The organism is Marilutibacter penaei (assembly GCF_014145395.1).
Taxonomy (GTDB): Bacteria; Pseudomonadota; Gammaproteobacteria; order Xanthomonadales; family Xanthomonadaceae; genus Marilutibacter; species Marilutibacter penaei.
Window position 1 is genome coordinate 21,333 of record NZ_JACHTE010000003.1, and the last position, 24,155, is coordinate 45,487.

General features: G+C 70.7%; 23 protein-coding genes. 15 read left to right on the forward strand and 8 right to left on the reverse strand.

What is annotated here, in order from left to right; genetic code table 11:
* Positions 1–487 precede the first annotated feature (487 nt).
* Positions 488–814, reverse strand: a complete 327-nt coding sequence (trxA, locus tag H4F99_RS04340; RefSeq protein ID WP_182668509.1) for a thioredoxin TrxA — start codon at positions 812–814, stop codon at positions 488–490.
* 225 nt (positions 815–1,039) lie between these two features.
* Here trxA and rhlB point away from each other — a divergent pair, with 225 nt between their 5' ends.
* The 7 genes from rhlB to rpoH all read left to right on the forward strand — a co-directional run bounded on the left by rhlB (position 1,040) and on the right by rpoH (position 8,791).
* Positions 1,040–2,803, forward strand: coding sequence for an ATP-dependent RNA helicase RhlB (gene rhlB, locus H4F99_RS04345; RefSeq protein ID WP_182668510.1), 1,764 nt, complete (start codon positions 1,040–1,042; stop codon positions 2,801–2,803).
* Positions 2,804–2,953: 150 nt separating this feature from the next.
* Positions 2,954–3,640: a cell division ATP-binding protein FtsE gene (gene ftsE / locus H4F99_RS04350; protein WP_182668511.1), complete on the forward strand. Its 687-nt coding sequence runs from the start codon at positions 2,954–2,956 to the stop codon at positions 3,638–3,640.
* Positions 3,637–4,590 (forward strand): permease-like cell division protein FtsX, encoded by a 954-nt coding sequence (gene ftsX, locus H4F99_RS04355; RefSeq protein WP_425487990.1) that lies wholly within the window; start codon positions 3,637–3,639, stop codon positions 4,588–4,590. Before ftsE ends, ftsX begins: the two co-directional genes overlap by 4 nt.
* Positions 4,591–4,654: 64 nt before the next feature.
* A complete protein-coding gene (locus H4F99_RS04360; protein ID WP_182668796.1) occupies positions 4,655–5,452 on the forward strand; it encodes a response regulator in 798 nt (265 codons plus the stop codon).
* Positions 5,442–6,146: a uracil-DNA glycosylase gene (gene ung / locus H4F99_RS04365; protein ID WP_182668512.1), complete on the forward strand. Its 705-nt coding sequence runs from the start codon at positions 5,442–5,444 to the stop codon at positions 6,144–6,146. The genes H4F99_RS04360 and ung overlap by 11 nt, the downstream gene beginning before the upstream one ends.
* Before the next feature lie 29 nt (positions 6,147–6,175).
* Positions 6,176–7,792 (forward strand): phospholipase D family protein, encoded by a 1,617-nt coding sequence (locus tag H4F99_RS04370; RefSeq protein WP_246371301.1) that lies wholly within the window; start codon positions 6,176–6,178, stop codon positions 7,790–7,792.
* 123 nt (positions 7,793–7,915) lie between these two features.
* Positions 7,916–8,791, forward strand: a complete 876-nt coding sequence (rpoH, locus tag H4F99_RS04375) for an RNA polymerase sigma factor RpoH (RefSeq protein ID WP_182668513.1) — start codon at positions 7,916–7,918, stop codon at positions 8,789–8,791.
* Between the two features lie 66 nt (positions 8,792–8,857).
* Here rpoH and H4F99_RS04380 read toward each other — a convergent pair whose 3' ends face one another.
* Together H4F99_RS04380 and H4F99_RS04385 are read right to left on the reverse strand one after the other, a co-directional pair.
* Positions 8,858–10,135: an NAD(P)/FAD-dependent oxidoreductase gene (locus H4F99_RS04380; protein ID WP_182668514.1), complete on the reverse strand. Its 1,278-nt coding sequence runs from the start codon at positions 10,133–10,135 to the stop codon at positions 8,858–8,860.
* Entirely contained in the window at positions 10,132–11,109 is a 978-nt protein-coding gene (locus tag H4F99_RS04385) for an NAD(P)H-binding protein (protein WP_182668515.1), read from the reverse strand. The genes H4F99_RS04380 and H4F99_RS04385 overlap by 4 nt, the downstream gene beginning before the upstream one ends.
* Positions 11,110–11,196: 87 nt before the next feature.
* On the opposite strand from H4F99_RS04385, the gene H4F99_RS04390 reads away from it, so the two are divergent.
* Positions 11,197–11,733, forward strand: a complete 537-nt coding sequence (locus tag H4F99_RS04390) for a GbsR/MarR family transcriptional regulator (protein WP_182668516.1) — start codon at positions 11,197–11,199, stop codon at positions 11,731–11,733.
* A 1-nt stretch (position 11,734) separates the two neighbouring features.
* Here H4F99_RS04390 and tal read toward each other — a convergent pair whose 3' ends face one another.
* A complete protein-coding gene (gene tal / locus H4F99_RS04395; RefSeq protein WP_182668517.1) occupies positions 11,735–12,703 on the reverse strand; it encodes a transaldolase in 969 nt (322 codons plus the stop codon).
* Between the two features lie 123 nt (positions 12,704–12,826).
* On the opposite strand from tal, the gene H4F99_RS04400 reads away from it, so the two are divergent.
* Positions 12,827–13,561, forward strand: a complete 735-nt coding sequence (locus tag H4F99_RS04400; RefSeq protein WP_182668518.1) for an NYN domain-containing protein — start codon at positions 12,827–12,829, stop codon at positions 13,559–13,561.
* A 6-nt stretch (positions 13,562–13,567) separates the two neighbouring features.
* On the opposite strand, the gene H4F99_RS04405 is transcribed toward H4F99_RS04400, so the two are convergent.
* On the reverse strand, positions 13,568–15,811 hold the full coding sequence (locus tag H4F99_RS04405) for a primosomal protein N' (protein ID WP_182668519.1): 2,244 nt from the start codon (positions 15,809–15,811) through the stop codon (positions 13,568–13,570).
* Positions 15,812–15,827: 16 nt separating this feature from the next.
* On the opposite strand from H4F99_RS04405, the gene H4F99_RS04410 reads away from it, so the two are divergent.
* The 3 genes from H4F99_RS04410 to H4F99_RS04420 all read left to right on the forward strand — a co-directional run bounded on the left by H4F99_RS04410 (position 15,828) and on the right by H4F99_RS04420 (position 18,007).
* Positions 15,828–16,022 carry a hypothetical protein gene (locus H4F99_RS04410; protein ID WP_182668520.1) on the forward strand — a complete coding sequence of 65 codons (195 nt, stop codon included), beginning with the start codon at positions 15,828–15,830 and terminating at the stop codon, positions 16,020–16,022.
* A gap of 259 nt (positions 16,023–16,281) precedes the next feature.
* Complete coding sequence (locus H4F99_RS04415; RefSeq protein ID WP_182668521.1) at positions 16,282–17,301, forward strand: hypothetical protein; 1,020 nt, start codon at positions 16,282–16,284, stop codon at positions 17,299–17,301.
* Positions 17,302–17,386: 85 nt separating this feature from the next.
* Positions 17,387–18,007 carry a DUF3106 domain-containing protein gene (locus H4F99_RS04420; protein WP_182668522.1) on the forward strand — a complete coding sequence of 207 codons (621 nt, stop codon included), beginning with the start codon at positions 17,387–17,389 and terminating at the stop codon, positions 18,005–18,007.
* A gap of 6 nt (positions 18,008–18,013) precedes the next feature.
* On the opposite strand, the gene H4F99_RS04425 is transcribed toward H4F99_RS04420, so the two are convergent.
* The gene (locus H4F99_RS04425; protein WP_182668523.1) at positions 18,014–18,340 is read right to left on the reverse strand and encodes a DUF4286 family protein; all 327 of its coding nucleotides are present in this window, start codon (positions 18,338–18,340) and stop codon (positions 18,014–18,016) included.
* Positions 18,337–19,470 carry a DUF3667 domain-containing protein gene (locus tag H4F99_RS04430; RefSeq protein ID WP_182668524.1) on the reverse strand — a complete coding sequence of 378 codons (1,134 nt, stop codon included), beginning with the start codon at positions 19,468–19,470 and terminating at the stop codon, positions 18,337–18,339. Before H4F99_RS04430 ends, H4F99_RS04425 begins: the two co-directional genes overlap by 4 nt.
* 109 nt (positions 19,471–19,579) lie before the next feature.
* Between H4F99_RS04430 and H4F99_RS04435 the strand changes: the two genes are divergently transcribed.
* Positions 19,580–20,977: an MATE family efflux transporter gene (locus H4F99_RS04435; protein ID WP_182668525.1), complete on the forward strand. Its 1,398-nt coding sequence runs from the start codon at positions 19,580–19,582 to the stop codon at positions 20,975–20,977.
* A 66-nt stretch (positions 20,978–21,043) separates the two neighbouring features.
* The gene (gene sppA / locus H4F99_RS04440) at positions 21,044–22,939 is read left to right on the forward strand and encodes a signal peptide peptidase SppA (RefSeq protein ID WP_182668526.1); all 1,896 of its coding nucleotides are present in this window, start codon (positions 21,044–21,046) and stop codon (positions 22,937–22,939) included.
* Positions 22,940–23,035: 96 nt separating this feature from the next.
* Here the strand turns inward: sppA and H4F99_RS04445 are convergent, their stop codons facing one another.
* Positions 23,036–23,263, reverse strand: a complete 228-nt coding sequence (locus tag H4F99_RS04445) for a hypothetical protein (protein ID WP_182668527.1) — start codon at positions 23,261–23,263, stop codon at positions 23,036–23,038.
* A gap of 86 nt (positions 23,264–23,349) precedes the next feature.
* Here H4F99_RS04445 and H4F99_RS04450 point away from each other — a divergent pair, with 86 nt between their 5' ends.
* Positions 23,350–24,126 (forward strand): SDR family oxidoreductase, encoded by a 777-nt coding sequence (locus tag H4F99_RS04450; RefSeq protein ID WP_182668528.1) that lies wholly within the window; start codon positions 23,350–23,352, stop codon positions 24,124–24,126.
* The last annotated feature ends 29 nt before the right edge of the window (positions 24,127–24,155 follow it).

Consider the following 24,155-nt stretch of genomic DNA (forward strand, 5'->3'; position numbering starts at 1 on the left):
GGCGCTGCCCTCGCTGGCCGAGCCCTCGCTGGCCGGCTTGTCGGCCTTCGCGTCGGCCTTGGCGCCGTCATCGGTTTTCGCCGCGGGCTTGCCCTCGCCAGCGGGCGGGGGGCTGGCCGGCGCGGGGGCCTGGGCGTCGGCGCTCTTGGCGGGGCCTGAATCGGCCGTCGCGTCGGTCTTGCTGGTGGCGGCGGCTGCGGATTTGGCCGCACGCGGCTTGCGCACGCGCTTCTCGGCGGCTTCGCCGGCGTCGGGGGTATTGTCGGACAAGGGTGTCTTCCTCGCTGAACGGCGAGCGCTCGCGGTGGGCGAGCGTGGCGTCGGGGACGTGATGGGTCTGGTGGTTCCAGAAGGGTGCGGCAGCGCGGACAGCGTGTCCGGCCAGCCGGTTGTGACGAAGCTAGCACCGGCCCGCCGCCTTGCGCAAGGGGCCGGTTCGGGTTCGTTCAGAACCCCCGGGGGCCCCGCGGGGCGGGGCCGGTGGCGCTCAGAGCGCCTTGTCGAGCATCGCCGCGAGCTGGGCCTTGCCCACCGCGCCGATCTGGGTGTCCTGGATCTGGCCGTCCTTGAACAGCAGCAGCATCGGGATGGAGCGGACGTGGTACTTCATGGCCGTGGCGCGGTTGTGGTCCACGTTCACCTTGGCGATCTTCGCCTTGCCGGCGTAGGTCTCGGCGAGGTCATCCAGGGCCGGCGCGATCATCTTGCAGGGGCCGCACCACTCCGCCCAGAAGTCGACCAGGACGGGTTCGGACGACTGCAGGACGGCGCTGTCGAAATCGGCGTCGCCGACGTGCATGATCTTCTCGCTCACAAGACTCTCCTGGATGCTGCGGGGGGCGATGGGCGGCCGGACGGTGGCCGGTGCAGGCGGCCGGGCCGCCTCATGGGGTAAACTGGGGCGTTTCGCGCCGGCTTCAAGGGTCGGCGCACGCTGCGGTCAGGGCACCTGGCCGACCCCGGCAGTCTGCGGCGACGGCACCGTCCGCGCAAGCACTGCCCCCGACATGGCGCGTCCTGCGCCTGGAAGCCTGACCTGATGAGCGACAAACCCCTGACCGACGTCACCTTCGACTCCTTCGGCCTGCACCCGGACCTGCTGGCCGGGCTGGAAGGTGCCGGATTCACCCGCTGCACTCCGATCCAGGCGATGACCCTGCCGATCGCCCTGACCGGCCGCGACGTCGCCGGACAGGCACAGACCGGCACCGGCAAGACCCTCGCCTTCCTCGTCGCGGTGATGAACCGCCTGCTGACCCGCCCGGCGCTGGCCGAGCGCAAGCCCGAGGACCCGCGCGCGCTGATCCTGGCGCCGACCCGCGAACTGGCCATCCAGATCCACAAGGACGCGGTGAAGTTCGGCAGCGACCTGGGCCTGAAGTTCGCGCTGGTCTACGGCGGTGTCGATTACGACAAGCAGCGTTCGATCCTGCAGGAAGGCGCGGACATCATCATCGCCACGCCGGGCCGCCTGATCGACTACGTCAAGCAGCACAAGGTGGTCAGCCTGCACGCCTGCGAGATGTGCGTGCTGGACGAGGCCGACCGGATGTTCGACCTGGGCTTCATCAAGGACATCCGCTTCCTGCTGCGCCGCATGCCGATCCGCACCGAGCGCCAGACCCTGCTGTTCAGCGCGACCCTGAGCCACCGCGTGCTCGAGCTCGCCTACGAGCACATGAACGAGCCGGAGAAGCTGGTGGTCGAGGCGGAGACGGTCACCGCCGCGCGCGTGCGCCAGACCATGTACTTCCCCGCGGACGAGGAGAAGATCCCGCTGCTGATCGGCCTGCTGTCGCGCAGCGAGGGCACCCGGACGATGGTGTTCGTGAACACCAAGGTGTTCGTCGAGCGCGTCGCGCGGGCCCTGGAGAAGGCCGGCCACCGCGTCGGCGTGCTGTCCGGCGATGTCCCGCAGAAGAAGCGCGAGACGCTGCTCGGCCGCTTCCAGAAGGGCCAGCTCGACATCCTCGTGGCGACCGACGTCGCCGCGCGCGGCCTGCACATCGACGGGATCAGCCACGTCTACAACTACGACCTGCCGTTCGATGCCGAGGACTACGTGCACCGGATCGGCCGCACCGCGCGCCTGGGTGCCGAGGGCGACGCGATCAGCTTCGCCTGCGAGCGCTACGCGATGAGCCTGCCGGACATCGAGGCCTACATCGAGCAGAAGATCCCGGTCGAGGCGGTGACGCCCGAGCTGCTGGTCGCCGTGCCGCGCGAACCGCGCGTGCCGGTGGAAGGCGAGGAGGGCGAGAGCATCCGCGAGATCTTCCAGGAGGCGCGCGAGCAGCGCGCGGCCGATGAGGAACGCCGTGGTGGCAAGGGTGGCCGCGGTCGCGGCGGACGCGGGGGCGGAAGCCGCGGCGAACGCACGTCCGGCGAGCGCCGGCCACGCCGCAAGGCCAGTCCGGGCGCCAGCGACGGGACGGGCGAGGCCCGCCCGGAGGGCGCATCCGCAGCGTCGGCACCTTCGGCCGCCACCGCCACCGCCACCGCCACCGCACCGGCGACGCCGGTCGGCGCGGACGGTGAGCGCAAGCCCCGGAAGCGCCGTCGCCGGCGCGGCGGACGCAAGGTCGAAGGGGCCGATGCGACGCAGGCGGCTGCGTCCGTGCCGGAGGCGACCCGCAGCGGCGACACGGCCCGCACGACGCGCCAGGTGGAGGCCCGCAAGTCCTCCGGCGCGTCTGCCGGCAAGGCCGGCCCGCAGGCGCCGGCCAGCGAGCCAGGGCTGCTGGGTCGGATCAAGCGGGGCCTGAAGTCGCTGGTGACCCGGGCGCCCCGTTCCCAGCACTGAAGACGGGCGGGCCCAGGGCGTCGGGACGCGTCACCGGGTTTGCGACGCGCGCCCGTCGCAGGGGGTCGCTTTCGCCACGACGCGCGGCGACAATCGGGCGCAGTCGTTCCTCCCGCCCGTTCCCTCTCTGCCCGGTGCCGATCACGCCCCATGAGCATCCTGCGCTTCGACAATGTCAGCAAGCGGTATGCCAGTGGCCGCACCGCGCTCAGCGATGTGAGTTTCGAGGTGCGTGCGGGTGAAATGCTGTTCATCACCGGGCATTCGGGTGCGGGCAAGAGCACCCTGCTCAAGCTCATCCACCTGTCGGAACGCCCCAGCAGCGGCGTGGTGCTCTATGCCGACCGCAACCTCGCCAAGGTGCGCGGGCCGCGGGTGGCGCTGCACCGTCGCGAGGTCGGCGTGGTGTTCCAGGACCATCGCCTGCTGACCGACCGCACCGTGGCCGACAACGTCGCGCTGCCGCTGGTCCTGCGCGGTGAGCGTCGCGGCGAGACCGGCAAGCGCGTGCGCAGCGTGCTGGACCGGGTCGGGTTGGGCGATCGCGCCAATGCCCTGCCGGGCCAGCTCTCCGCCGGTGAGCAGCAGCGCGTCGGCATTGCCCGCGCGATCGTCGCCGAGCCGCGCCTGCTGGTCGCCGACGAGCCCACGGGCAACCTCGACCCGACCCTGTCGGCGGAGATCATGGGCCTGTTCGAGTCCCTGCCCGGTCGCGGCACCAGCGTGATGATCGCCAGCCACGACCTGTCCCTCGTGAAGCGGATGAAGAAGCGCGTGCTGGTGCTCGACCACGGGCGCCTGGCCGACGACATCTCGCCGGAGGACCTGGCGGCATGAGCACGCGCATGCCCCCCGGCAACGCGCCGGCGCGCGCGCCGTCGCGGGTGGCCGGCTGGTTCGACCATCATGTCTTCAGTTTCGTCGCCAGCCTCGGGCGGATGGCGGCCAAGCCCTGGGCGGCCGGCTTGACCGTCGGGGTGATGGCGGTCGCCCTGGCCCTCCCGCTGGGGCTGTGGGCCACGATGGCGAACATGGAACGCTTCGTCGGCGACGTGCAGGAGGCGCGCCAGATCGACCTGTTCCTGCAGCCCGATGTCGATGCGGCGCGCGCGGAGACCCTGGCGGCCGAGTTGCGGGCGCGTGGCGACGTCGCCGCGGTCGAGCTGCGGACGCCGGACGAGGGATTGCAGGCCCTGCGCGGTGCCAGTGGACTGGACGAAGCGCTCGAGGTGATCGGGGCCAATCCGCTGCCGTTCCTGCTGGTGGTGGCGCCGGCCGGCGATGAGATGGCCCTCGCCGAGGCCCTGCGCGCACTGCCTGAAGCCGACGTCGTTCAGCACGATGCCGCGTGGCGCGAACGCCTCGACGGCTGGCTGCGGCTGGGGACGCGACTGGCCTGGGTGCTGGCCGTCCTGTTGGGTGTCGGGGCCCTGCTGGTGGTCGGCAACACGGTGCGCCTGGACATCCAGCAGCGCCGCGAGGAGATCAGCGTGCTGCAGCAGCTCGGCGCGACCGACGGTTTCATACGCAGGCCCTTCCTCTACCTCGGCACCTGCTACGGTGTGCTGGCGGGGAGCATCGCACTGGTCGTCCTGACGGTGGTGGCGTGGTCGCTGCGACCGCCGCTGGCCGCGTTGGCGCGCAGCTATGGCAGCGACTTCATGCTGCAGGGCTTCGGCCCCACCCAGGCCCTGGTGGTCGTGGCGGGCGCCGGGCTGCTGGGCTGGCTCGGGGCCGGCCTGGTCGCCGGCCAGACCCTGCGTCAGACCCGATCGACCGAGACCTGAGCATTCCGACGTGACCGATACCCAGGACAAACTCCGCCATGTCAGCCAGGAGGCGCCCCGCATCATGGTGGTGGACGGCTCGAAGCTGGTCCGCAAGCTGATCGGCGATACCCTCCGCCGCTCCGTGGACGACGTGGAAGTCGTCGCCTGCGGCAGCATCGAGGAGGCGCGTGCCGCGCTCGACGAGGCCGCGGTCGACCTCGTCACCACCTCGCTCGTGCTGCCCGACGGCGACGGCGTGGCGCTGGCGCGCAGCGTGCGGCAGGCGGTCGGACAGGCCTATGTGCCCGTGATCGTGGTATCCGGCGACGCACAGCACCATCTGGAACAGCGCCAGTTCACCGAGGACGTCACCGACTATTTCGACAAGTCGCTGGGGCACGAGGCCCTGGCCGCCTTCGTGCTCGGATACGTGCAGCCCGAGCCCATCCCCGGCGCGCGCGTCCTGTACGTGGAGGACAGCCGGGTCGTCGCCCTGGCGACCAAGCGCATGCTCGAACGGCATGGCGTCAAGGTCATGCACTTCGTCGGCGTCGAAGAGGCGCTGGAACACCTCGAAACCCATCGGGGTTCCGGGGATCCGGGTGCCGACCTGGTGCTGACCGACGTCTACCTCAAGGGCGAACTGAGCGGCATGGACCTGCTGCAGCGCCTGCGCGGAGACTTCGGCTATGGCAAGCGGCGGCTGCCGGTGCTGGTGATGACCGGCGACGACAACCGGGACAACCAGAGCAAACTGCTGGTGCAGGGGGCCAACGACCTCGTGCTCAAGCCGATCGAAGAGCGCCTGCTGATCACCAAGACCCTCTTCCAGCTGCGCGTGGCGAGGCTGCCGGAGCGGGACGCCGTGGATGCCGGCTGAGTCGGCCGACGCACGCATCCGGCTCGAGCCGGGCTGGAAGGCGCGCATCGGCGACTATCTGTTGCGCGACGAGATGCAGTCGCTCTCGGCTTTCCTGCGCGAGCGCAAGGCGGCGGGCGCCACGATCCATCCGGCCGGCCCGCAGATCTTCGCCGCGTTCGACGCCACGCCCTTCGATGCCGTCAAGGTGGTCGTGCTCGGCCAGGACCCGTACCACGGGCCCGGCCAGGCGCACGGCCTGTGCTTCTCGGTCCAGCCCGGGGTGGCGGTGCCGCCTTCGCTGCAGAACATCTACAAGGAGCTCCAGCGCGACCTCGGCATCGCGCCGCCGCGCCACGGGCACCTGCGGCACTGGGCGGACCAGGGCGTGCTGCTCCTCAACGCCGTGCTGACCGTCGAGGAAGGGCGGGCCGGCAGCCACCAGGGCAAGGGCTGGGAGGGCTTCACCGACCACGTCGTGGAGGTGCTCGGGCGCGAGCGCGAAGGCCTGGTGTTCCTGTTGTGGGGCAGCTACGCGCAGGCCAAGGGCAAGGTGATCGATCCGCGCCGGCATCGGGTGTTGAAGGCACCGCACCCCTCGCCCCTCTCCGCGCATCGGGGCTTCATCGGCTGCGGGCATTTCTCCGCGACCAACGCGTGGCTCGCGCGGCGTGGTGCCGGCACGATCGACTGGACCTTGCCTGCAACGCCCTGACCGCTTTGCATCGCCGGTGCGGCGCAGGGATGATGGGGCGCAACGAGGCAACGCTGGCCACGCAGGCAATCAACATGGGGTGGAAGATGAAGCTGACCTTGACCGGCCTGGGCACGCTGGTGCTGGCCTGCCTGCTGTTCGTCCTGCTGGGGTGCTCCAGCCTGCCGCCTCGCCCCGAAGGGCCCGCGGTGACGGTGCTGCCCGCGGGAACGACCACCCGCCTGGACCAGGTGGTGCAGCCGGCGCTGGACGAGCGCCCGGGACAGTCCGGGTTCCACCTGGTGCCGGATGGAGTGGAAGCCTTCGCCCTGCGCGGCCTGTCGGCCCGTGCCGCCGAGCGCAGCCTGGACGTGCAGTACTACATCTGGCACGACGACCTGACCGGGCGGCTGCTCGCGCTCGAACTCATCGAAGCCGCCGACCGCGGCGTCCGCGTTCGCCTGCTGCTCGACGACATGGACGCGCGCGCCAAGAACTTCGCGATCGCCGCACTGGCCGCGCACCCCAACATCGACGTGCGCCTGTACAACCCGTTCGCTTCGCGGCAGGGGTTCTTCGGCAAGGCGATGGAGGGGCTCACCAGCTTCTCGCGCATCAACCACCGGATGCACAACAAGAGCTGGATCGTCGACAACCGCTTCGCGATGGCCGGCGGTCGCAACATCGGCGACGAGTATTTCTCGGCCAGCGAGCACGTCAACTTCAACGATCTCGACGTGGCCTTCGTCGGGCCGGCGGTCGATGAGCTCAGCGCGTCCTTCGACCGGTACTGGAATTCCAACAAGGTCTGGCCCATCGAGTCGCTCAGTCCCGACGACGTGACCGCCGGGGCGCTCGACGACCTGCGCAACCGTGCCCGGGCCTATGCCGTCGAAGCCCGCCAGAGCGCCTACATCCAAGCCATGGACGGGCACGATGCGGTGGCCGCCGCCAAGGCGATGGCCCTGCCGATGCACTGGACCGCGCGATGGCAGGTGCTCAGCGACGCACCGGACAAGGCCGACCGCGAAGGCACCCTGCTGGAAACCTCGGCAGTCCTGCATGGCCTGACGGCCGCGATCGCCGGGGCGGATGGCCAGGTCGACCTGATTTCCCCCTACTTCGTGCCCGGCAAGGGCGGGACCGAACAGCTGACCGGTCTGGTCGCCCAGGGCCGGCAGGTGCGGATCCTGACCAACTCGCTGGCCGCCAACGACGTCGCCGCCGTCCATGGCGGCTATTCGGCGTATCGCGAACCGTTGCTGGAGGGCGGGGTCCGCCTGTGGGAGCTCAAGCCCGAACGCGCCGGCGAGTCTGCCCAGGACGGGATCAGCCTGTTCGGCTCGTCGGGTGCCAGCCTGCACAGCAAGGCGGCGGTGATCGACGAACGGGTGGCCTTCGTCGGCTCCTTCAACCTGGACCCCCGCTCGGTGTCGCTGAACTGCGAGCAGGGCATCCTGATCGACCATCCCGAGGTCGCCGCCCGGCTGTCCGACCTGTTCACCGCGATGATCGCGCCCTCCGCCGCGTGGGAAGTCACGCAGGTGGACGGCGACCTGCGCTGGAGCGACGGCAGCCAGGTCCATGACAAGGAACCCGAAGCCGGCTTCAGCCGCCGCTTCCAGGCCCGTCTGGCGCGCTGGCTGCCCGTGGAGACATTGCTGTAAGCGGAATGCGGCCGGCAGGCAACGCTATCGGCAAGCTGAACGGGGGCTTTGTTCCGCTGGCGGAACAAAGTGAACTTTTGTCGGCTTCAGCAGTCGTAACATGCGACTGCTAATATGACTGCCATGACCCAGACTCCCTCCACCGCCCTGATCTCCAACAGCCTGCCGGTGCCCAGCGCACTGGGGTCGCTCGACGCCTACATCGGCGCCGTGTACCAGATCCCCGTGCTGACGGCCGACGACGAGCAGGACCTGGCACGCCGCTTCCGCGACGACGAAGACCTCGACGCCGCCCGCGAGCTGGTGCATTCGCACCTGCGCTTCGTCGTGCACGTGGCGCGGGGCTACAACGGCTACGGCCTGCCGCTCGGCGACCTGATCCAGGAAGGCAACATCGGCCTGATGAAGGCGGTGAAGCGCTTCGACCCGGAGCAGGGCGTGCGCCTGGTGAGCTTCGCGGTGCACTGGATCCGCGCCGAGATGCACGAGTTCATCCTGAAGAACTGGCGCATCGTGAAGGTGGCCACGACCAAGGCGCAGCGCAAGCTGTTCTTCAACCTGCGCAAGAGCAAGAAGCGCCTGGGCTGGTTGAATGCCGAGGAAGTGCGTGCCGTCGCTGCCGACCTCAATGTCTCCGAGCGCGAAGTGCTTGAGATGGAGTCGCGCCTGTCCGGCCGTGACATCGGTTTCGACGCGCCGGCCGACGAGGACGACGAGCGCGCGCCGCCGTCGCCCGCGGCCTACCTGCGGACCGCCGAGGAGGATCCCTCCCAGCTGTACGAGCGCGAGGACGAGGAAGACAACCAGCTGCAGCTGCTGCGCGAGGGCCTGGCCGGCCTGGACGACCGCTCGCGTGACATCGTCAAGCGCCGCTGGCTGGATGGCGACAGCAAGGTGACCCTGCAGGAGCTGGCTGACGAGTACGGCGTGTCGGCCGAGCGCATCCGCCAGATCGAGGCCAACGCGCTGAAGAAGATGAAGGCGCTGTTCGTCGCCTGAGGCGCCAGCGGCACGGCAACACCCGACGGCCCCGCGAGGGGCCGTCTGCGTTCCGGCACGCGCCGCTCAATCGGTGGGCGTTCGCGGTGCCGCCCGGGTGGACCGGCCGAAGATGATCCGGGCGTGGCGCTGGTAGCTCCAGTAAGACCAGGCCCAGTTGATCAGCACGACCAGGCGGCTGCGGAAGCCGATCAGGAAGAGCACGTGCACCCACAGCCAGAACCACCAGGCGGGCAGGCCCCGCAGGTGCAGGCCGTGCAGGTCGACCACCGCGGCCATGCGGCCGATCGTGGCCAGGTTGCCCATGTCCCGGTAGCGGAAGGCGGGCGGTGTCGCGCCGGCGAGCCGGGCACGGACCGCGCGGGCGACGTGCGCGCCCATCTGCTTGGCGGCCGGGGCGACACCCGGTACCGGGCGCCCGTCCTGTTCGACATGGGCGAGGTCGCCGGCCACGAAGACCTCCGGTTGGCCGGGAACGCCGAGATCGGGCCCGACGTGGACCCGGCCCGCGCGGTCGAGTGGCACGCCGAGCAGGGCGCCCAGCGGCGAAGCGGCCACGCCGGCCGCCCATAGCACCGTCCGCGCCGGTACCCGCGTGCCGCCCAACACGTAGCCCTCGGCATCGATCGCCTCGACGGCGTGGCCGGTGACGACGTCGACGCCCAGTTTCTCCAGCTTGCGGCGGGCGTCTTCCGACAGGCGCTCGGGGAACGTGGACAGCACGCGCGGCCCGGCTTCGACCAGTCGGATGCGTGCCTGCGCCGGATCGATGTGCCGGAACTCGTTCTTCAGCGTATGCCGCGCGATCTCGGCCAGCGTGCCGGCAAGCTCGACGCCGGTCGGCCCGCCACCCACGACCGCAAACTCCAGCCAGGCGGCGCGCTCGGCCGGGTCGTCCGCGGCCTCGGCGTGTTCGAAGGCCATCAGCACCCGCCGGCGGATGCCGAGGGCGTCATCCAGCGACTTCAGGCCGGGTGCGTGCGGTGCCCATTCGTCGTGGCCAAAGTAGGCGTGCGTCGCGCCGGTGGCGACCACGAGCATGTCGTAATCCAGCGCGGTGCCATCCTCCAGGCCGAGCCGGCGTCCCCCCGTGTCGATCGAGGCCACCTCGCCTAGCCGGACTTCGACATTCCGCTGGCGACGCAGGATATGGCGCAGCGGCGCCGCGATGTCCGGTGCCGAAAGGCCCGCGGTGGCGACCTGGTAGAGCAGGGGCTGGAACAGGTGGTGGTTGCGGCGGTCGACCAGCGTGATCCTGACCGCGTCGCGGGCGAGCGCGCGTGTCGCCCACAGGCCGGCGAAACCGCCGCCGACAATGACGACATGGGGCGGAACGTGGCTCATGCGGCGGCTCCGGCGGCGGGCAGGGGCGCGGGTGACGGCGCCACGTGGCGGCCCACCGTGCGCGGCGCGCGCCCGAGCAGGACGGGCAGGCGGTTGTCGCGGGGACAGTTGTCCTGCCGCAGCAGTTCCCAGTGTCCGTAGGAGAACGGCGTCGCGTGCAGCAGGTCGCAGGCATGGCTGGCGACGCGGGCCAGCCAGCCGGGCACCTCGAGCTGCAGCGCCGGGGTATCCGTATGCAGCCGGCGCAGTGCCGCCAGGTGCTCGGCCAGCGTGCACGGATGCAGTCCGCCGAGCTCGTGTTCGCGCATGGACGTCGCTCCGGCCGGTGCCAGTGCAAGCCGCGCGATCGCATCCCCGAGGTCGCGCACGTCGAGCACGGCGATCCGCCCGAGTGCGTCGGCCGGCAGGCAGTGGATTGGCCAGCGTGCGACGCGCCGGAGCCAGCGCGCGCCGAACCCGCCTTCGCCATCGAGCAGCGAGGGCCGGACGATGTGCCAGTCCGCGCCGCTCGCCCGCAACGCGGCCTCGCCGTCGCGCTTGGAGCGCAGGAAGCGGCTGCGGACCGGTCCCTCGAGGCCGAGTGCCGACACGTGCACGAGGCGCAGCCCGCGCGCCCTGCAGGCCTCCGCCAGCGCGGCCGGGGCGAGGTGGTGGACGCGCTCGTAGGTCTCGCGCCCGCGCGGCCGCAGGATGCCGACGCAGTTCACCACCGCATCGACCCCGGCCAGCGGCCCGGCCCAGTCCGCGGCCCCGGTCAGGCGTTCGAACCGGGCGTTACGGAATGCCTGGGCGGGTCCGACGCCATGCCGGAGCCGCCGCCCCGGATGCCGGCTGCCGACGACCGTGAGCGCGCCCTGCCTGTCGAGGGCGTCGACGACATGGCGGCCAATGAAGCCGGCGCCGCCCAGCACGAGTACGCGGGGTGGGCTGGCCGCCTCGATCGGCCCGGGGCGTGGTGCGTCCAAACCTGCCATGGCCCTGCTCCTGTGTCGTTAATTTCTGTATTGACAGAAATATATGACGAAACTAACCTGCCGCCAAGCCCCCCGGACCCTCCCTCGATGCCCGACGCCCATGCACTCTCGCCGATCGCCCAGCGCTTCGTCCTTCATTGGGGGGAAATGGGATCGCGCTGGGGGGTGAACCGCACTGTGGCGCAGATCCATGCGCTCCTGTTCCTGTCCGGGCGTCCGATGCACGCGGAGGAGATCGCCGCGACCCTTTCGGTCGCGCGCTCCAACGTCAGCACCAGCCTGCGAGAACTGACCAACTACGGACTCGTGCGCACGGTGCATCAGCTCGGCGACCGCCGCGACCATTTCGAGACGTCGAAGGACGTGTGGGAGCTGTTCCGCACCGTCGTCCGGGAACGCAAGGCGCGCGAGTTCGATCCGACGGTCGCGATGCTGGCCGACTGCGTGGCCGATCCGGCGCTCGCCGACGAGCCCGCGGAGGTGCGTGCCCGCATCAGGGAGACGCGTGACCTGGTGGCCTCGCTCTCGGCCTGGGGGGACGAGATGCTCCGGCTGGAGCCCTCGACCCTGATGAAGCTGATGAAGCTCGGCAGCCGTATCAAGAAGCTGCTGCGCGAGGGCTGAGTCAGGCCGCGGGGAGCGCGATACCCATCCGACCGGCCAACAGCGCCTCCAGCTTCACCTGGTCGGCGGCGAATTTGCGGATACCCTCGGCGAGCTTTTCGGTCGCCATCGCGTCCTCGTTGTGCTGCCAGCGGAATGCCGGTTCCTCGAGGCCGGCCGGGTGCGGCGCGCGCTGGCCATCGTCCACCAGGGCGCGCACCGCGTCGCCAGCGCCGCGTTCCAGTTCGTCCAGCAGGTCCGGCGAGATGGTGAGCCGGTCGCAGCCGGCCAGCGCCAGCACCTGTCCGGTGTTGCGGAAGCTCGCGCCCATCACCACGGTGTCGTAGCCGTGGCGCTTGTAGTAGTGCCAGATGCGGGTGACCGACTGCACGCCGGGGTCGTCCTGGGGCGTTGCCGGTGCATCCATGCCGTTCGCGCGATGCCAGTCGAGGATGCGGCCGACGAAGGGCGAGATCAGGAACACCCCGGCCTCGGCGCAGGCGACGGCTTGGGCAAACGAGAACAGCAGCGTCAGGTTGCAGTGGATCCCTTCGCGCTCGAGCTGTTCGGCGGCGCGGATGCCCTCCCACGTCGCTGCGATCTTGATCAGCAGCCGGTCGGCGCCGATGCCGGCGTCCTCGTACAGCGCGACCAGCTTGCGGGCCTGCGCGAGCGTGGCCTCGGTATCGAAGCTCAGGCGCGCATCGACCTCGGTGGACACGCGACCGGGGACCCGCTTGAGGATCTCGCCACCAATCGCCACGGCCAGGCGGTCGCCGGCATCGGCAACGCGCGCCGCGTCGTCTGGGCCGCGTGCGTCGGCGATGGCCGTTTCGATCAGGCCCGCGTAGGCGGGCAGGGCCGCCGCCTTGAGCAGCAGCGACGGGTTGGTCGTCGCGTCCATCGGCTTGAAGCGGTCGATGGCCTCGATGTCGCCGGTGTCGGCAACGACGACGGACAGGGCACGCAGGGCATCGAGTGGGGTGGTCATGGGCAGGCGGGCATGGCGCGGGGGCGTCCATTCTGCGGGATGCCCGTCGCGCCGTCATGCCCGACACCGGTGCGCCATCGCCGATGCGCTACGCTCGTGGCCACTCCACCGCCCGGAGGCCCCATGGCCGAGCCCGAGAAACGCATCGCCCTGCTGATCGATGCCGACAACGCACCTGCGTCGAAGATCGACGTCGTCCTCGCCGAGGTCGCCCGCCACGGCGTCGCCAACGTGCGCCGTGCCTACGGCAACTGGAAGAGCCCGGCGATGAAGGGCTGGGAGTCGATGCTGCACGAGTATGCGATCCGGCCGATCCAGCAGTTCGCCTATAGCAAGGGCAAGAACGCGTCCGACATGGCGATGGTGATCGACGCGATGGACCTGCTCTACGCCGGCAAGCTCGATGCCTTCGCGATCGTGTCGTCCGATGCCGATTTCACCCCGCTGGTGATGCGCCTGCTCACCGAAGGCGTGAAGGTGTACGGCTACGGCGCGCAGCAGACCCCCGAGCCCTTCGTCAATGCGTGCACGGTGTTTACTTACGTCGAAGCCCTGGGCCAGCCGGCGAATGCCGACAATGGCACCACCAAGGCGCAGCCGGCGAAGGAACTGCGCGGTGACACGCGGCTGGTGCAGATGCTGCGCAACGCGGTGGAGGCGGCCGGCGACGACGATGGCTGGGCGCACCTGGGCGCGGTCGGCAGCCAGGTGGGCAACCAGGCCTCGTTCGATCCACGCAACTACGGTTACCGCAAGCTCAGCGACCTGATCGACGCGATCGGCCTGTTCGAGGTGAAGCGCCAGGGCCCGATCGTGCTGGTGCGCGACAAGCCCAAGGGGCGGGGCAAGCGCAGCTGATCCGGCTCAGTAAAGGTCGACCGGATCCACGTCCAGCGACCATCGCACGCGACGGGCTTCAGGGCTGGCGTAGAGCGTCGGCAGTGCCGCATCGAGCGCGGCGTGCAGGTCGCGTCGATCTGCCGCGGTCAGGAGCAGCTGCATGCGCTGGTAGCCGGCGCGTCGTGGCATCGGTGCCGGTAACGGGCCGTTGAGCTCGAGCGCGGCGCGCGGCGCGGCGTGTGCCAGGGCCTCGCGGGCAAGGTGCAGGAAGGACTCGGCGGCTTCGACCTGCTTCGCTTCGGCGCGCAGCATCGCCATGTGGGTCGCGGGTGGGAAGCCGGCAGCCTCGCGTTGCGGCAGTTCGGCCTCGGCGAAGGCCGGGTAGCCGCCGCCGAGCAGGGTCTCCAGCAGGGGGTGGCCCGGGTGGTGGGTCTGCAGCAGGACCTCGCCCGGACGGTCGGCGCGACCGGCGCGGCCGGCCACCTGGATCAGCAGCTGGGCGAGCTTCTCGGGTGCCCGGAAGTCGGCGCTGAAGAGGCCTTCGTCGATGCCGACCACCGCGACCAGGGTCAACCCGGCCAGGTCATGGCCCTTGGCCAGCATCTGGGTGCCGACGAGGATGCCCGGCTCCCGACCGAACTCCGCGAGCAGCGTTTCCATGGCATCGCGGCGCTGGGTACTGCCGCGGTCGACGCGGAAGATGCGCGTGTCGGGAAACCGCGCCCTCAAAGCGTCCTCGATCCGTTCCGTGCCGGCGCCCTGCGGCTGCAGGCCCAGGCCGCCACAGTCGGGGCAGGCATCCGGCACGCGCTGGCGATGGCCGCAGTGGTGGCACTGCAGGCGCCGCCCGCCGGCATGCACCGTCATCGGCGTGCCATGCAGCGCGGTGCTGCAGCGCGGACACTGTGCATTCCAGCCGCAGTCGTGGCAGAGCAGCACCGGCGCGTAGCCGCGACGGTTCTTGAACACCAGCACCTGTCCGCCATCGGCAAGGGCGCGTTCGATGGCGGTGAGCAGCTCCGGCGACAGACCGGCATCGAGCGGCCGCTTGCGCACGTCGACCACGCGTACCCGCGGGGGGCGGGCGGCGCCCGCGCGTTCCCGCAGGCGGAGGTGGACGTAGCGTCCGCTCCGGGCATTCCGCAGCGACTCCAGCGAAGGCGTGGCGCTGCCCAGGACCACCGGCACGTCCAGCGCCTTGCCGCGCACGAGGGCGAAATCACGGGCGTGGTAGCGGATGCCGTCGAGCTGCTTGAAGCTGCCGTCGTGTTCTTCGTCCACGACGATCAGGCCCGGCTCAGGGAGCGGCAGGAACACCGCCGAACGCGTGCCGACCACCACCCGCGCCTCGCCCCGCGCGGCGGCGGCCCAGACCCGGGCGCGCTCGCCATCGGGCAGGCCTGAGTGCAGGGCGTGGACCGGGATCCCGAGCCGGTCGCGGAACCGGCCCAGGGTCTGCGGGGTCAGGCCGATCTCGGGGACCAGCACCAGCGCTTGCCGTCCACGCGCCAGGCAGTCGGCGATCGCATGCAGGTAGACCTCCGTCTTGCCGCTGCCGGTGACGCCATCGAGCAGGAGGGGCTGGAACGTCCCGTGGGACGACAGGACTGCGTCGATGGCTGCCTGTTGTCCCGCGTTCGGCGTCGGACCGGCTCCGGGCTCGGCGGCCCGCCGGACCGGCGGAAGTTCGACCCGCTCCGCCAGGCCCCGACCGGAGAGGCTGCGGGCGGCGCTGCGCCACCCCTCCACCGTCTGGTCCAGCCGGTCCTCGTCGATGCGCCCCCCCGCCAGATGATGGGCCAAGCGACGGGGGCGGCCCTCACGCATGCCGGCACATGCGGTCCGCCCCGCTTCGGTCAGCTGCCATCCCCAGACCCGGGTGTCGGGCAGGGGCTCTCCGTGGCGGAGTGGGCCCGGCAATGCTGTCGCGAGTACTTCGCCGAGCGGCGCGTGGGTGTATCGCGCCAGCCAATGCAAGGAGGCCAACAGTTCCCCCTGCAGCAGCGGGGGACCGTCAAGCCGGTCCGAGACCGTCTTGAGCGCACCGGACGCTTCGTCGGGGGCGGCGGTTGCCACCACCACCCCGACTTTCTCCCCGCCGCGCCCGAAGGGCACCCGGACCCGGCAGCCGACAGGATCGCCCTGGCCCGGGGCCTCCGGCGGCCGGTAATCGAACAGCTGTGGCAGGGGCACGGGCAGCGCCACGCGCCAGACCGCGGCCGGTGCATCCGGTGCGGCGGTACAGGTGGGGGCGGCGGCTTCAGGCATCGTCGAAGTCTAGGGGATGGACCGTGGAGACGGCCGCCGCGAGTTGCAGACCATTGCTGCGCGTCATGTGATGAAAATCACGCAAGTCACCGTGGCCAAAGAAGAAATTTCCTTATCCACACGGCCTGTGGATAACGCTGTGCATGGTGTGTCGGCAGGGGGGCCAAATCCCGCTGAATCAAGCCTTCACATCATCTTGGCTAAAAAATGACCACTCCCATAAATATCAATATATTCATATACTTGCGCGTGAAACATATCCGTCACCCGGGGGGCTTGGGGTGGCTGCCCCGGTCCGGTGACGGAATTCTTACTGCTGTGCACAACCGCTTCGGCCGGAAAAGCCCGACAGGGCGGGGAGGAGCGTCGCGTGCACAAATGTCAAGCCGTTTCTTGAAGTCCGTCGCAGCGCCGGAATGCGCCCACGCGCATCGGCGTGGCTATCATGCGGACATGACCGCCGCCTCGCCATGAGCCCTCCGCGCCCCTCCCCTCCGTCCGCCGCCCTGACCGCGTTCATGCGCGGGGTGGAGCGGCGCGCAGCCGTGCTTGCGGAACTGCAGGCGGGGGATGCGGCCGCCGGCGACGCGGCGGTGGAGGCAGCACTGTTCGCGTTCCCTCAGCAGGCGGATACCCTGCCGATGCGGGCGTGGCCGGTCCGCTTCTGGGCGCTCCTCCTGACCGCGCCCGCCTTGCAGAAACGGGTGGCGGTGGCGGTCCCGCTGGATGCCACGGATCGCCTGGCCGAGCTGGGGGCCGGACCCCGGGCCGCGGTCCTGCTGCAACTGGCGGCCGGCCTCGATGAAGCCGAGGCCGCCGAGGTGATGGGGATCAGCGTGGCCGGCTATCGCCTGGCGCTGGCGCAGGCAGTGACCGAGGACGGTGCCGCGCTCAGCCAGCAGCAGGCATGGCAGCGCCTGCGCGAACAGGTCCACATGCGGGTCAGGCTGCTCCCGCCCCCGCGCATGCAGCGCCTGGCCCGGGTGCGCGAGGCCGCGCTCCATGGCGAGACGCCGCAGCTGCCGGCCGGCGCTCCCTCGGGGGATGCGGTGCCGGCCGGCCCTCGACCGCATCGGCGCCTGCGGGGCGTGCTCTGGGGGCTGCTGGTCCTGTGCGTGCTGGCGTTCGCCGCCACCTTCTGGTGGCCGTTCCCGGGGTTCGACCCCCTCGGCCTGTCGCAGGCGTCACGGGCCGGCGCGGCCCCGGCGGACGGACGCGTGGAGGTGGAAGCGCTGGCCGCCGCGGCCCCGGCGGCGACCCACTACGACGCCGCGAATGCCTTGTTGCTGCATCCGGATTTCGAGCAGCTGGCGCACCCCGCGCAGGCCGCCGTGGCCGAAGACCTGGCCTTCTACAGCTGGCTGGTGGCCCGCGATGCTGCGCCCGCCGACCCGATGCTGCCTCCGTTGGCGCCCGTCGCTGAGCAGGAATCGCTGGACGACGTGACGGATGGGAGCGATGGGAGCGAAAGTGATGCCTCAGCGCTTTGAATCCACCCGACGGCGTGGGGTCCGGGCAGCGCTCTGCGTTCTGGTCGCGTGCGGGAGTGCCATGGCGGCCCCCCCGGAGCCAACCGTGCGGGCGAGCCCCGGGGAGGAGGCGCCGGCGGCCGTACCCGGGCAGATCGTCGAGCTGCCTCCCGGGCTGGATGCCCTGCTCGCGGGGCTGCCGGAAGACGCACGCGTCCGCATCCGCTTGCGCGCCGCGCGCTGGCAGGCATGGAGTCCCGCCGAGCGCGCGGCGTTCGCGGAACGGGCGGGCGCCTGGGACGGACAGGCACCCCGCGCCCGCATGGAGCGGCGCGAGGACTGGCGCGCCTGGCAGGCGCTCCCGGCGATGCAGCGCGAGCAGGTGGCCGGCATGTCACGTCAGTTCGCGACCCTCCCGCCCGACGACCGCCAGGCGCTTCGCGCCGAATTCGACGCGCTGGACGTGAGCGTGCAGCGGGGCTGGCGCCTTGGACCGGTCCTGGGCGCGGACTATGCGAGCCTGCACGGACTGCTGGCACAGGTACCGGTCGAGCAGCGTGCACCGCTGCTGGAGGTATTGCATGCGATGAGCTCGGCACAGCGCGCGCAACTGGCGGTGCTCACCCAGCGCACGTCACCGCAGGCACGCGACGATCTGCGGCGCGAGCTGATCGCGACGCCGCCCGAGCGCCGGCAACAATGGCTATGGGAGCAGATGGACCGCTGACGCCGCTCAGCAGGTCTCGTCGCCGTTGAACAGCAGCACCCGTCGCCGTGCGTGGAAGCGCCCGCCGAACCGCGCCTCTCCTTCGGCGCGCAGGCGCGGGGCGTGGTCGCGGATGTAGGCCTGGAACGCCTCGGCGTTCTCCAGCCGGTAGTGCACGCAGAGCGATGCCCGGCCCGCACCCGGGGGCGGGTCCAGCACTTCGTATACCTGCGCGTCGGTGAAGCCCGGCAACGCGCAGATTTCGCTAACGTGCGTGTGCAGCCAGTGGCGGTAGGCTTCGAGCACGCCCGCCTCGATGTCCAGGTTCACTTCGTAGATGACGGCAGGCTTCATAGCGGCTGGGTCAGGAAGTAGAGCGAGGTGAGGGTGGCCAGGATCACGGCCATCAGGAAATACAGGGATCCGATGATGCAGTACTTGAGCACCGTCAGGGGAAGGACGTCGCGGTAGACCCGTTGCTGCATCACCAGCAGGTAGACCGGCATCCAGGCGAGGATGGCGAACGCCGGCAGGGCGACGGCGACCCGCGTCCACGCGTGTCCCTCGCCCATGCTGCCGAGGCCCCACAGCAGGAACACCGCGAGCAGCGCCAGCAACAGGAAACAGTGGCTGTAGAGGGCGACCACCATGTGTTCCAGGTAGACGCGCCCGCTGCCGAGGTAGGCGAGCTTGAGCAGCAGCGCGAAGATCGGTGCCAGCAGGAACAGGGTGGTCGGCTGCGCGTGCAGTACGGCGGGGAGGAACAGCGACGGATCCTGCGTCACAGACGCCAGGTTGCGCTCGGCCTGGGCTTGGCGTTTCGCCAGCCAGGCGTTGACGAACCCGGGCGCGCCCGCGAAGCCGACCGGGTTCTTCTCCGCGCTCCAGGCTTCGGAGGACGGGGTGAACAGCGGGCCTTCCCACTCGGGGACCGTGTCCCCGGGTTTCGCGGTGAGCTGCTCGATCCGGTTGGCGGCTTCGCCCTGGATGCGCACTTCCTCGGTGATGAGCAGCGCGTCCATGCCCGGCATGGGGAACTCCTCGTGCAGGGCGCGCCGGGCCTCCTGGACCTCTGCCAGCAACCGGTCGCGCTCCCGCTCCACCTCCTCGACGGTGGAGGCGCCGGTGATCCCGCTGAGCGGCATCGGCTCCGCGCTGTCGACGTCGACGCGGATCGTCAGCGCACCGACGAAGAACGCCAGCGCGGCCAGGATGACGAACAGCCGCAGCGGCGGCAGGTAGCGGACGCGATGGCCCGCGAGGTAGGCGTTGGCGACGCGTCCGGGCACCATCAGGTCGCGCAGGGTGCGGAACACCCGGCCGTCGAGGTGCCAGAAGGACTCGAAGATGTCCTCGATCGCATGGCCGAGGCTGCGCATCGGATCGTGGCTCGACTGCCCGCAGGCGTGGCAGAACCCGCCCTGCAGGGCGGCATTGCAGTTCGCGCAGTGGGACGGGTGCGCCTCGGGGGGGTGCCTGGCCATCCGGCGGGGTGCCTGTTCATCGAGTCGCCGCTAAGATAGCTGCCTGCCACGACCCGGCGCCAGCGCGCGACGTCCGATCGCTGCCGGCCGAAGTCGCGCGAGTCGTCCCATGCCTCCCGAATCCATCCCGCGCCTGTCCTTCGGCCGCGAGGTGCGCGCATCCGCCGTCCTCGCCGCGCCGCTGGTGCTCGGCCACCTTGCGACCGGGTTGATCGGCTTCGTCGACAGCGTGATCGCCGGCCACCACGGGACCGGCACGCTGGCGGCGGTTTCGGTGGGTACGGCACTGTTCTGGCTGCCGGTGATGGTCCCGATGGGCACGCTGATGGCGGTGCCTGCCGCGGTCTCGCAGCTCGACGGCCGCCAGCGCCGCCACGAGATCGGCGCGCTGTTCCGGCAGGCCCTGTGGCTTTCCGCCGCGCTGGGCCTGCTCCTGTTTGCCTTCATGAGCCTGGCCACCCTGGCACTGGCGCCGATGGGGATCGCGGCGGACATCCGCCCCGGTGCGTCCGCCTTCCTGCACGGCATCCGCTGGGGCGTGCCCGCGCTGACCCTGTACCTGTGCATGCGCTACCTGTGCGACGGACTGCACTGGACGCTGCCGACCATGCTGTTCGGCTTCGGTGGCCTGGCCTTGCTCGTGCCGCTCGGCTTCGCCCTGACGTACGGGGCGTTCGGCCTGCCTGAGCTGGGGGCGGGCGGACTGGGCTTTGCCTCGGCCGCGATGATGTGGGCGCAGGCACTCGCGTTCGCGCTGTACCTGTGGCGCTCGCGGCGCTTCGCGGACCTTCGCCTGTTCGAGCGCTTCGACCCTCCGCGCTGGCCCGCGATCCGGGGCCTGCTCGCCACCGGCCTGCCGATCGGCGTCACCGTTGCGATGGAAGGCGGACTGTTCGTTGCCACCGCGTTGCTGATCGGCCGCCTGGGCGACGTGCCGGCCGCGGCCCACCAGATCGCCATCAACGTCGCCGCGCTGTGCTTCATGATCCCGATGGGACTGGCCGAGGCGACCACCGTGCGGGTCGGCCATGCGGCCGGGCGGGGCGACGGACGCGGTGTGCGGCGTGCGGCCTTCGCCGGTTACGGCCTGATGCTGTGCACCCAGCTGGCATCGGCGCTGGTGCTGCTTTTCGGCCACGACACGGTGGTGGGCTTCTACACCAACGACGTGGCGGTCGCGACGCTCGCGGCGAGCCTGCTGCTGTATGCCGCGGCCTTCCAGTTCCCCGACGGCCTCCAGGTGCTGTCGGCCGGCGCGTTGCGTGGCCTCAAGGACACCCGCGTGCCGATGCTGCTGGCCGCGATCGCCTACTGGGGGGTGGGCATGAGCCTCGGCGCCGGCCTGGGCCTGGGCCTGGGCTGGGGGCCGAAGGGCATGTGGATCGGCCTGATCGCCGGTCTCAGCGTGGCGGCCCTGCTGCTCACGTGGCGTTTCCTGCGGGCCAGTGCGCCCGGCCGCGTGCACCGGCACCTGGACGCGTCTTCCGGCGGCCGGACCGCAGGGTGACCTACGGCCGGTGTGGAGGCGGCGCCGCTGCGGTAGTCTGGCCTCGACTCCATTGATCTTCCCGCCATGAGCTCGACGCCCTACCCGCCGCAACGCAACCCCATTGCCCGCTTCTTCAAGGGCCTGTGGGATGCGATGAATTTCACCCGCCGGCTGATCTTCAACTTCCTGTTCTTCGGCCTGCTGCTGATCCTGCTGGTGGCGCTCGGCAGCGGAGACCGCGCCGCGCCGCTGCTCGAGCGCAGCACGCTGGTGATCGCACCCAAGGGCACGCTGGTCGAGCAGTTCAGCGCCGACCCGCTGACCCGTGCCCTGTCCGAATCCATGGGCCAGGACACCGGCGAAGTCCAGTTGCGAGACCTGCTGCGCGCGCTGGAGGAAGCACAGGACGACGCGCGGATCGAGCGCGTGGTGCTGCGCCTGGATGGCATGGCCGGCGGCGGCATGGCGTCGCGCCGCGAGTTGGCGCGCGCCGTGGCCAAGTTCCGCGAGAGCGGCAAGCCGGTCTACGCGTTCGCCGAGGGCATGGAGCAGGGCCAGTACCTGGTCGCCGCCGAAGCCGACGAGGTCTACCTCGACCCGATGGGCGGGATGCTGATCGAGGGCCTTGGCCGCTACCGCACCTATTACCGCGAGCTCCTGCAGGACAAGCTCGGCGTGGACGTCCATCTGTTCAAGGTCGGCGAGTACAAGTCCGCCGCCGAGCCCTACGTGCTCGATTCGGCGTCGCCGGAGGCCAAGGAGGCCGACCTGTTCTGGATGGGCGACCTCTGGCGGCGATACCTCGCCGACGTCGCCCGGGCGCGCGACATCGATGCCGCGGCGCTGTCCCAGGGCATCGAGACCATGGACGAGGGCATCACCGCGGCGAACGGCGACCTCGCCGCGTTCGCGGTCGCGCAGAAGCTGGTCGACGGCCTGAAGACGCGCGAGCAGTTCGACGACATGCTGGTGGAAGGCGGCGTTGCCGACGAGGACGCCCCGGGCGGGTATCGCCAGGTCGGACTGGATGCCTACCTCGCGCACGTGGACAAGGCCGCGCTGAAGGCCGTGGACCCGCGCCCGCAGGTCGCCATCGTGGTGGCCGAGGGCCAGATCACCGGCGGCGAGCAGCCACCGGGTACGGTGGGCGGCGAGTCGACCTCGGCCTTGCTGCGCCAGGCCCGTGACGACGAAGACGTCAAGGCCGTGGTGCTGCGCGTCGACTCCCCGGGCGGCGAAGTGTTCGCGTCGGAACAGATCCGTCGCGAGGTGGTTGCGCTGAAGGACGCGGGCAAGCCGGTGGTGGTGTCGATGGGCGACCTCGCGGCATCGGGCGGCTATTGGATCTCGATGAACGCCGACCGCATCTTCGCGGACGAGTCGACCATCACCGGGTCCATTGGCATCTTCGGCATGATTCCCACCATCCCGCGCGCACTGGAGAAGATCGGCGTGCGCAGCGATGGCGTCGGAACCACCCCGTTCGCCGGCGCGTTCGACATCACCCGTCCCCTGTCCGAGGACGTGGGCCAAGTGATCCAGTCCGTGATCGAGAAGGGCTATCGCGATTTCACCGGCCGCGTCGCGGCGGCGCGCGGCAAGTCGGTCGAGCAGGTCGACCAGGTGGCGCGCGGGCGCGTGTGGAGCGGGGCGCAGGCCCGTGAGCGGGGCCTGGTCGACGCCTTCGGTGGCCTCGACACGGCGATCGCCGACGTGGCCGAACGGGCCGGCCTGGGCGACGAGGATGCCTACGGCGTGCGTTATGTCGAGAAGTCGGCGACGCCCTTCGAACGCTTCTTCACCGGCCTGGCCGAGGGTCGCGCCGGAACGGCGATGCTCCGCCACAGTGGCCTGGGCGAGGCGATGCTGGCCCGGTCGATGCCCCGGGTGGCGGACGACCTGCGGTTCCTGGAGCAGAGCGTGCCGTCCGTGCGCGGCATTCCGGTCAAGTCGCTCGCCTACTGCTTCTGCGAGTTCTGAGGCAACCCGCCACGAGCAGGTCGCGACGCGCCCGGCAAGTCCGGGCGCGTTTGCGTTGGGCCTCCGAGCCCGGCACCACCGGTCGCGGGGGGTGCGTCAGCCGCCCGCGGCTTCGATGGCGGCGTCCTGCGCATCCGCGGCGTCCTGCACGGCATCACCGGCCGCCTTCGCCCGGTCGATCGGGGCCTGGATCGCATCGCGCATGCCGGTGGCCGTGGGTGCCTGCGGTTCGGGGGGCTGCTCCTTGTCGGGCGCCTGCGGCTTGCTGCAGGCGCTGGCCAGGATGGCCAGGGCGATGATGCCGGTCAGGTGCAGGCGGCGCATGGCGGAACCTCCTCGGGTGCGTGCGGGCTATGCTACGCGCAACCCCGATGGCATGCCGGCGCGTCGAGCCCGGTGGAGGAGCAGGCATGGACCCGAAGCGTTGGCGCTTGGACGGACAACTGGCGCTGGTGACCGGCGGCAGCGCCGGCATCGGCCGGGCGGTCGCGGAGGAGCTGCTGGGCCTGGGCGCGGACGTGCTGCTGGCGGCGCGCGATGCGGATGCGCTGGACGCGGTGCGCGAGGAATTGATGGACGCCTTCCCGGACCGCGACGTGGAGTGGTTCGCGGCCGACGTCTCCCATGACGAGCAGCGGCGCGAACTGCTGGACTGGGTGGAGGACTTCGGCGATGGCCTCAACATCCTCGTCAACAATGCCGGTGGGAACCTTGGCAAGCCGGCCACCGAATACGCCGAAGACGAGTGGCGCGAGATCTTCGAGGTCAACACCTTCGCCGCGTTCGAGGTGTCCCGCTACGTGCATCCGTTGCTGACGCGCCATGCGGCGTCGAGCATCGTCAACGTCGGCAGCGTGTCAGGCCTCACCGCGGTGCGCACCGGCGTGCCGTATGGCATGAGCAAGGCGGCGCTGCACCAGATGACCCGCAACCTCGCCGTCGAATGGGCCGGGGACGGCGTGCGGGTCAATGCCGTGGCGCCGTGGTACATCCGGACCCGGCGGACCTCCGGGAAGCTCGGCGACGCGGACTATCTCGACGAGGTCCTGTCGCGCACGCCGATGGGGCGCGTCGGCGAGCCGGAGGAAGTGGCCGCGGCGGTGGCGTTCCTGTGCCTTCCGGCATCGTCGTACGTCACCGGCGAATGCATCGCGGTGGACGGGGGATTCCTGCGCTACGGCTTCTGAGGGACGGGACCGGGCGCCGCGGGACGGCC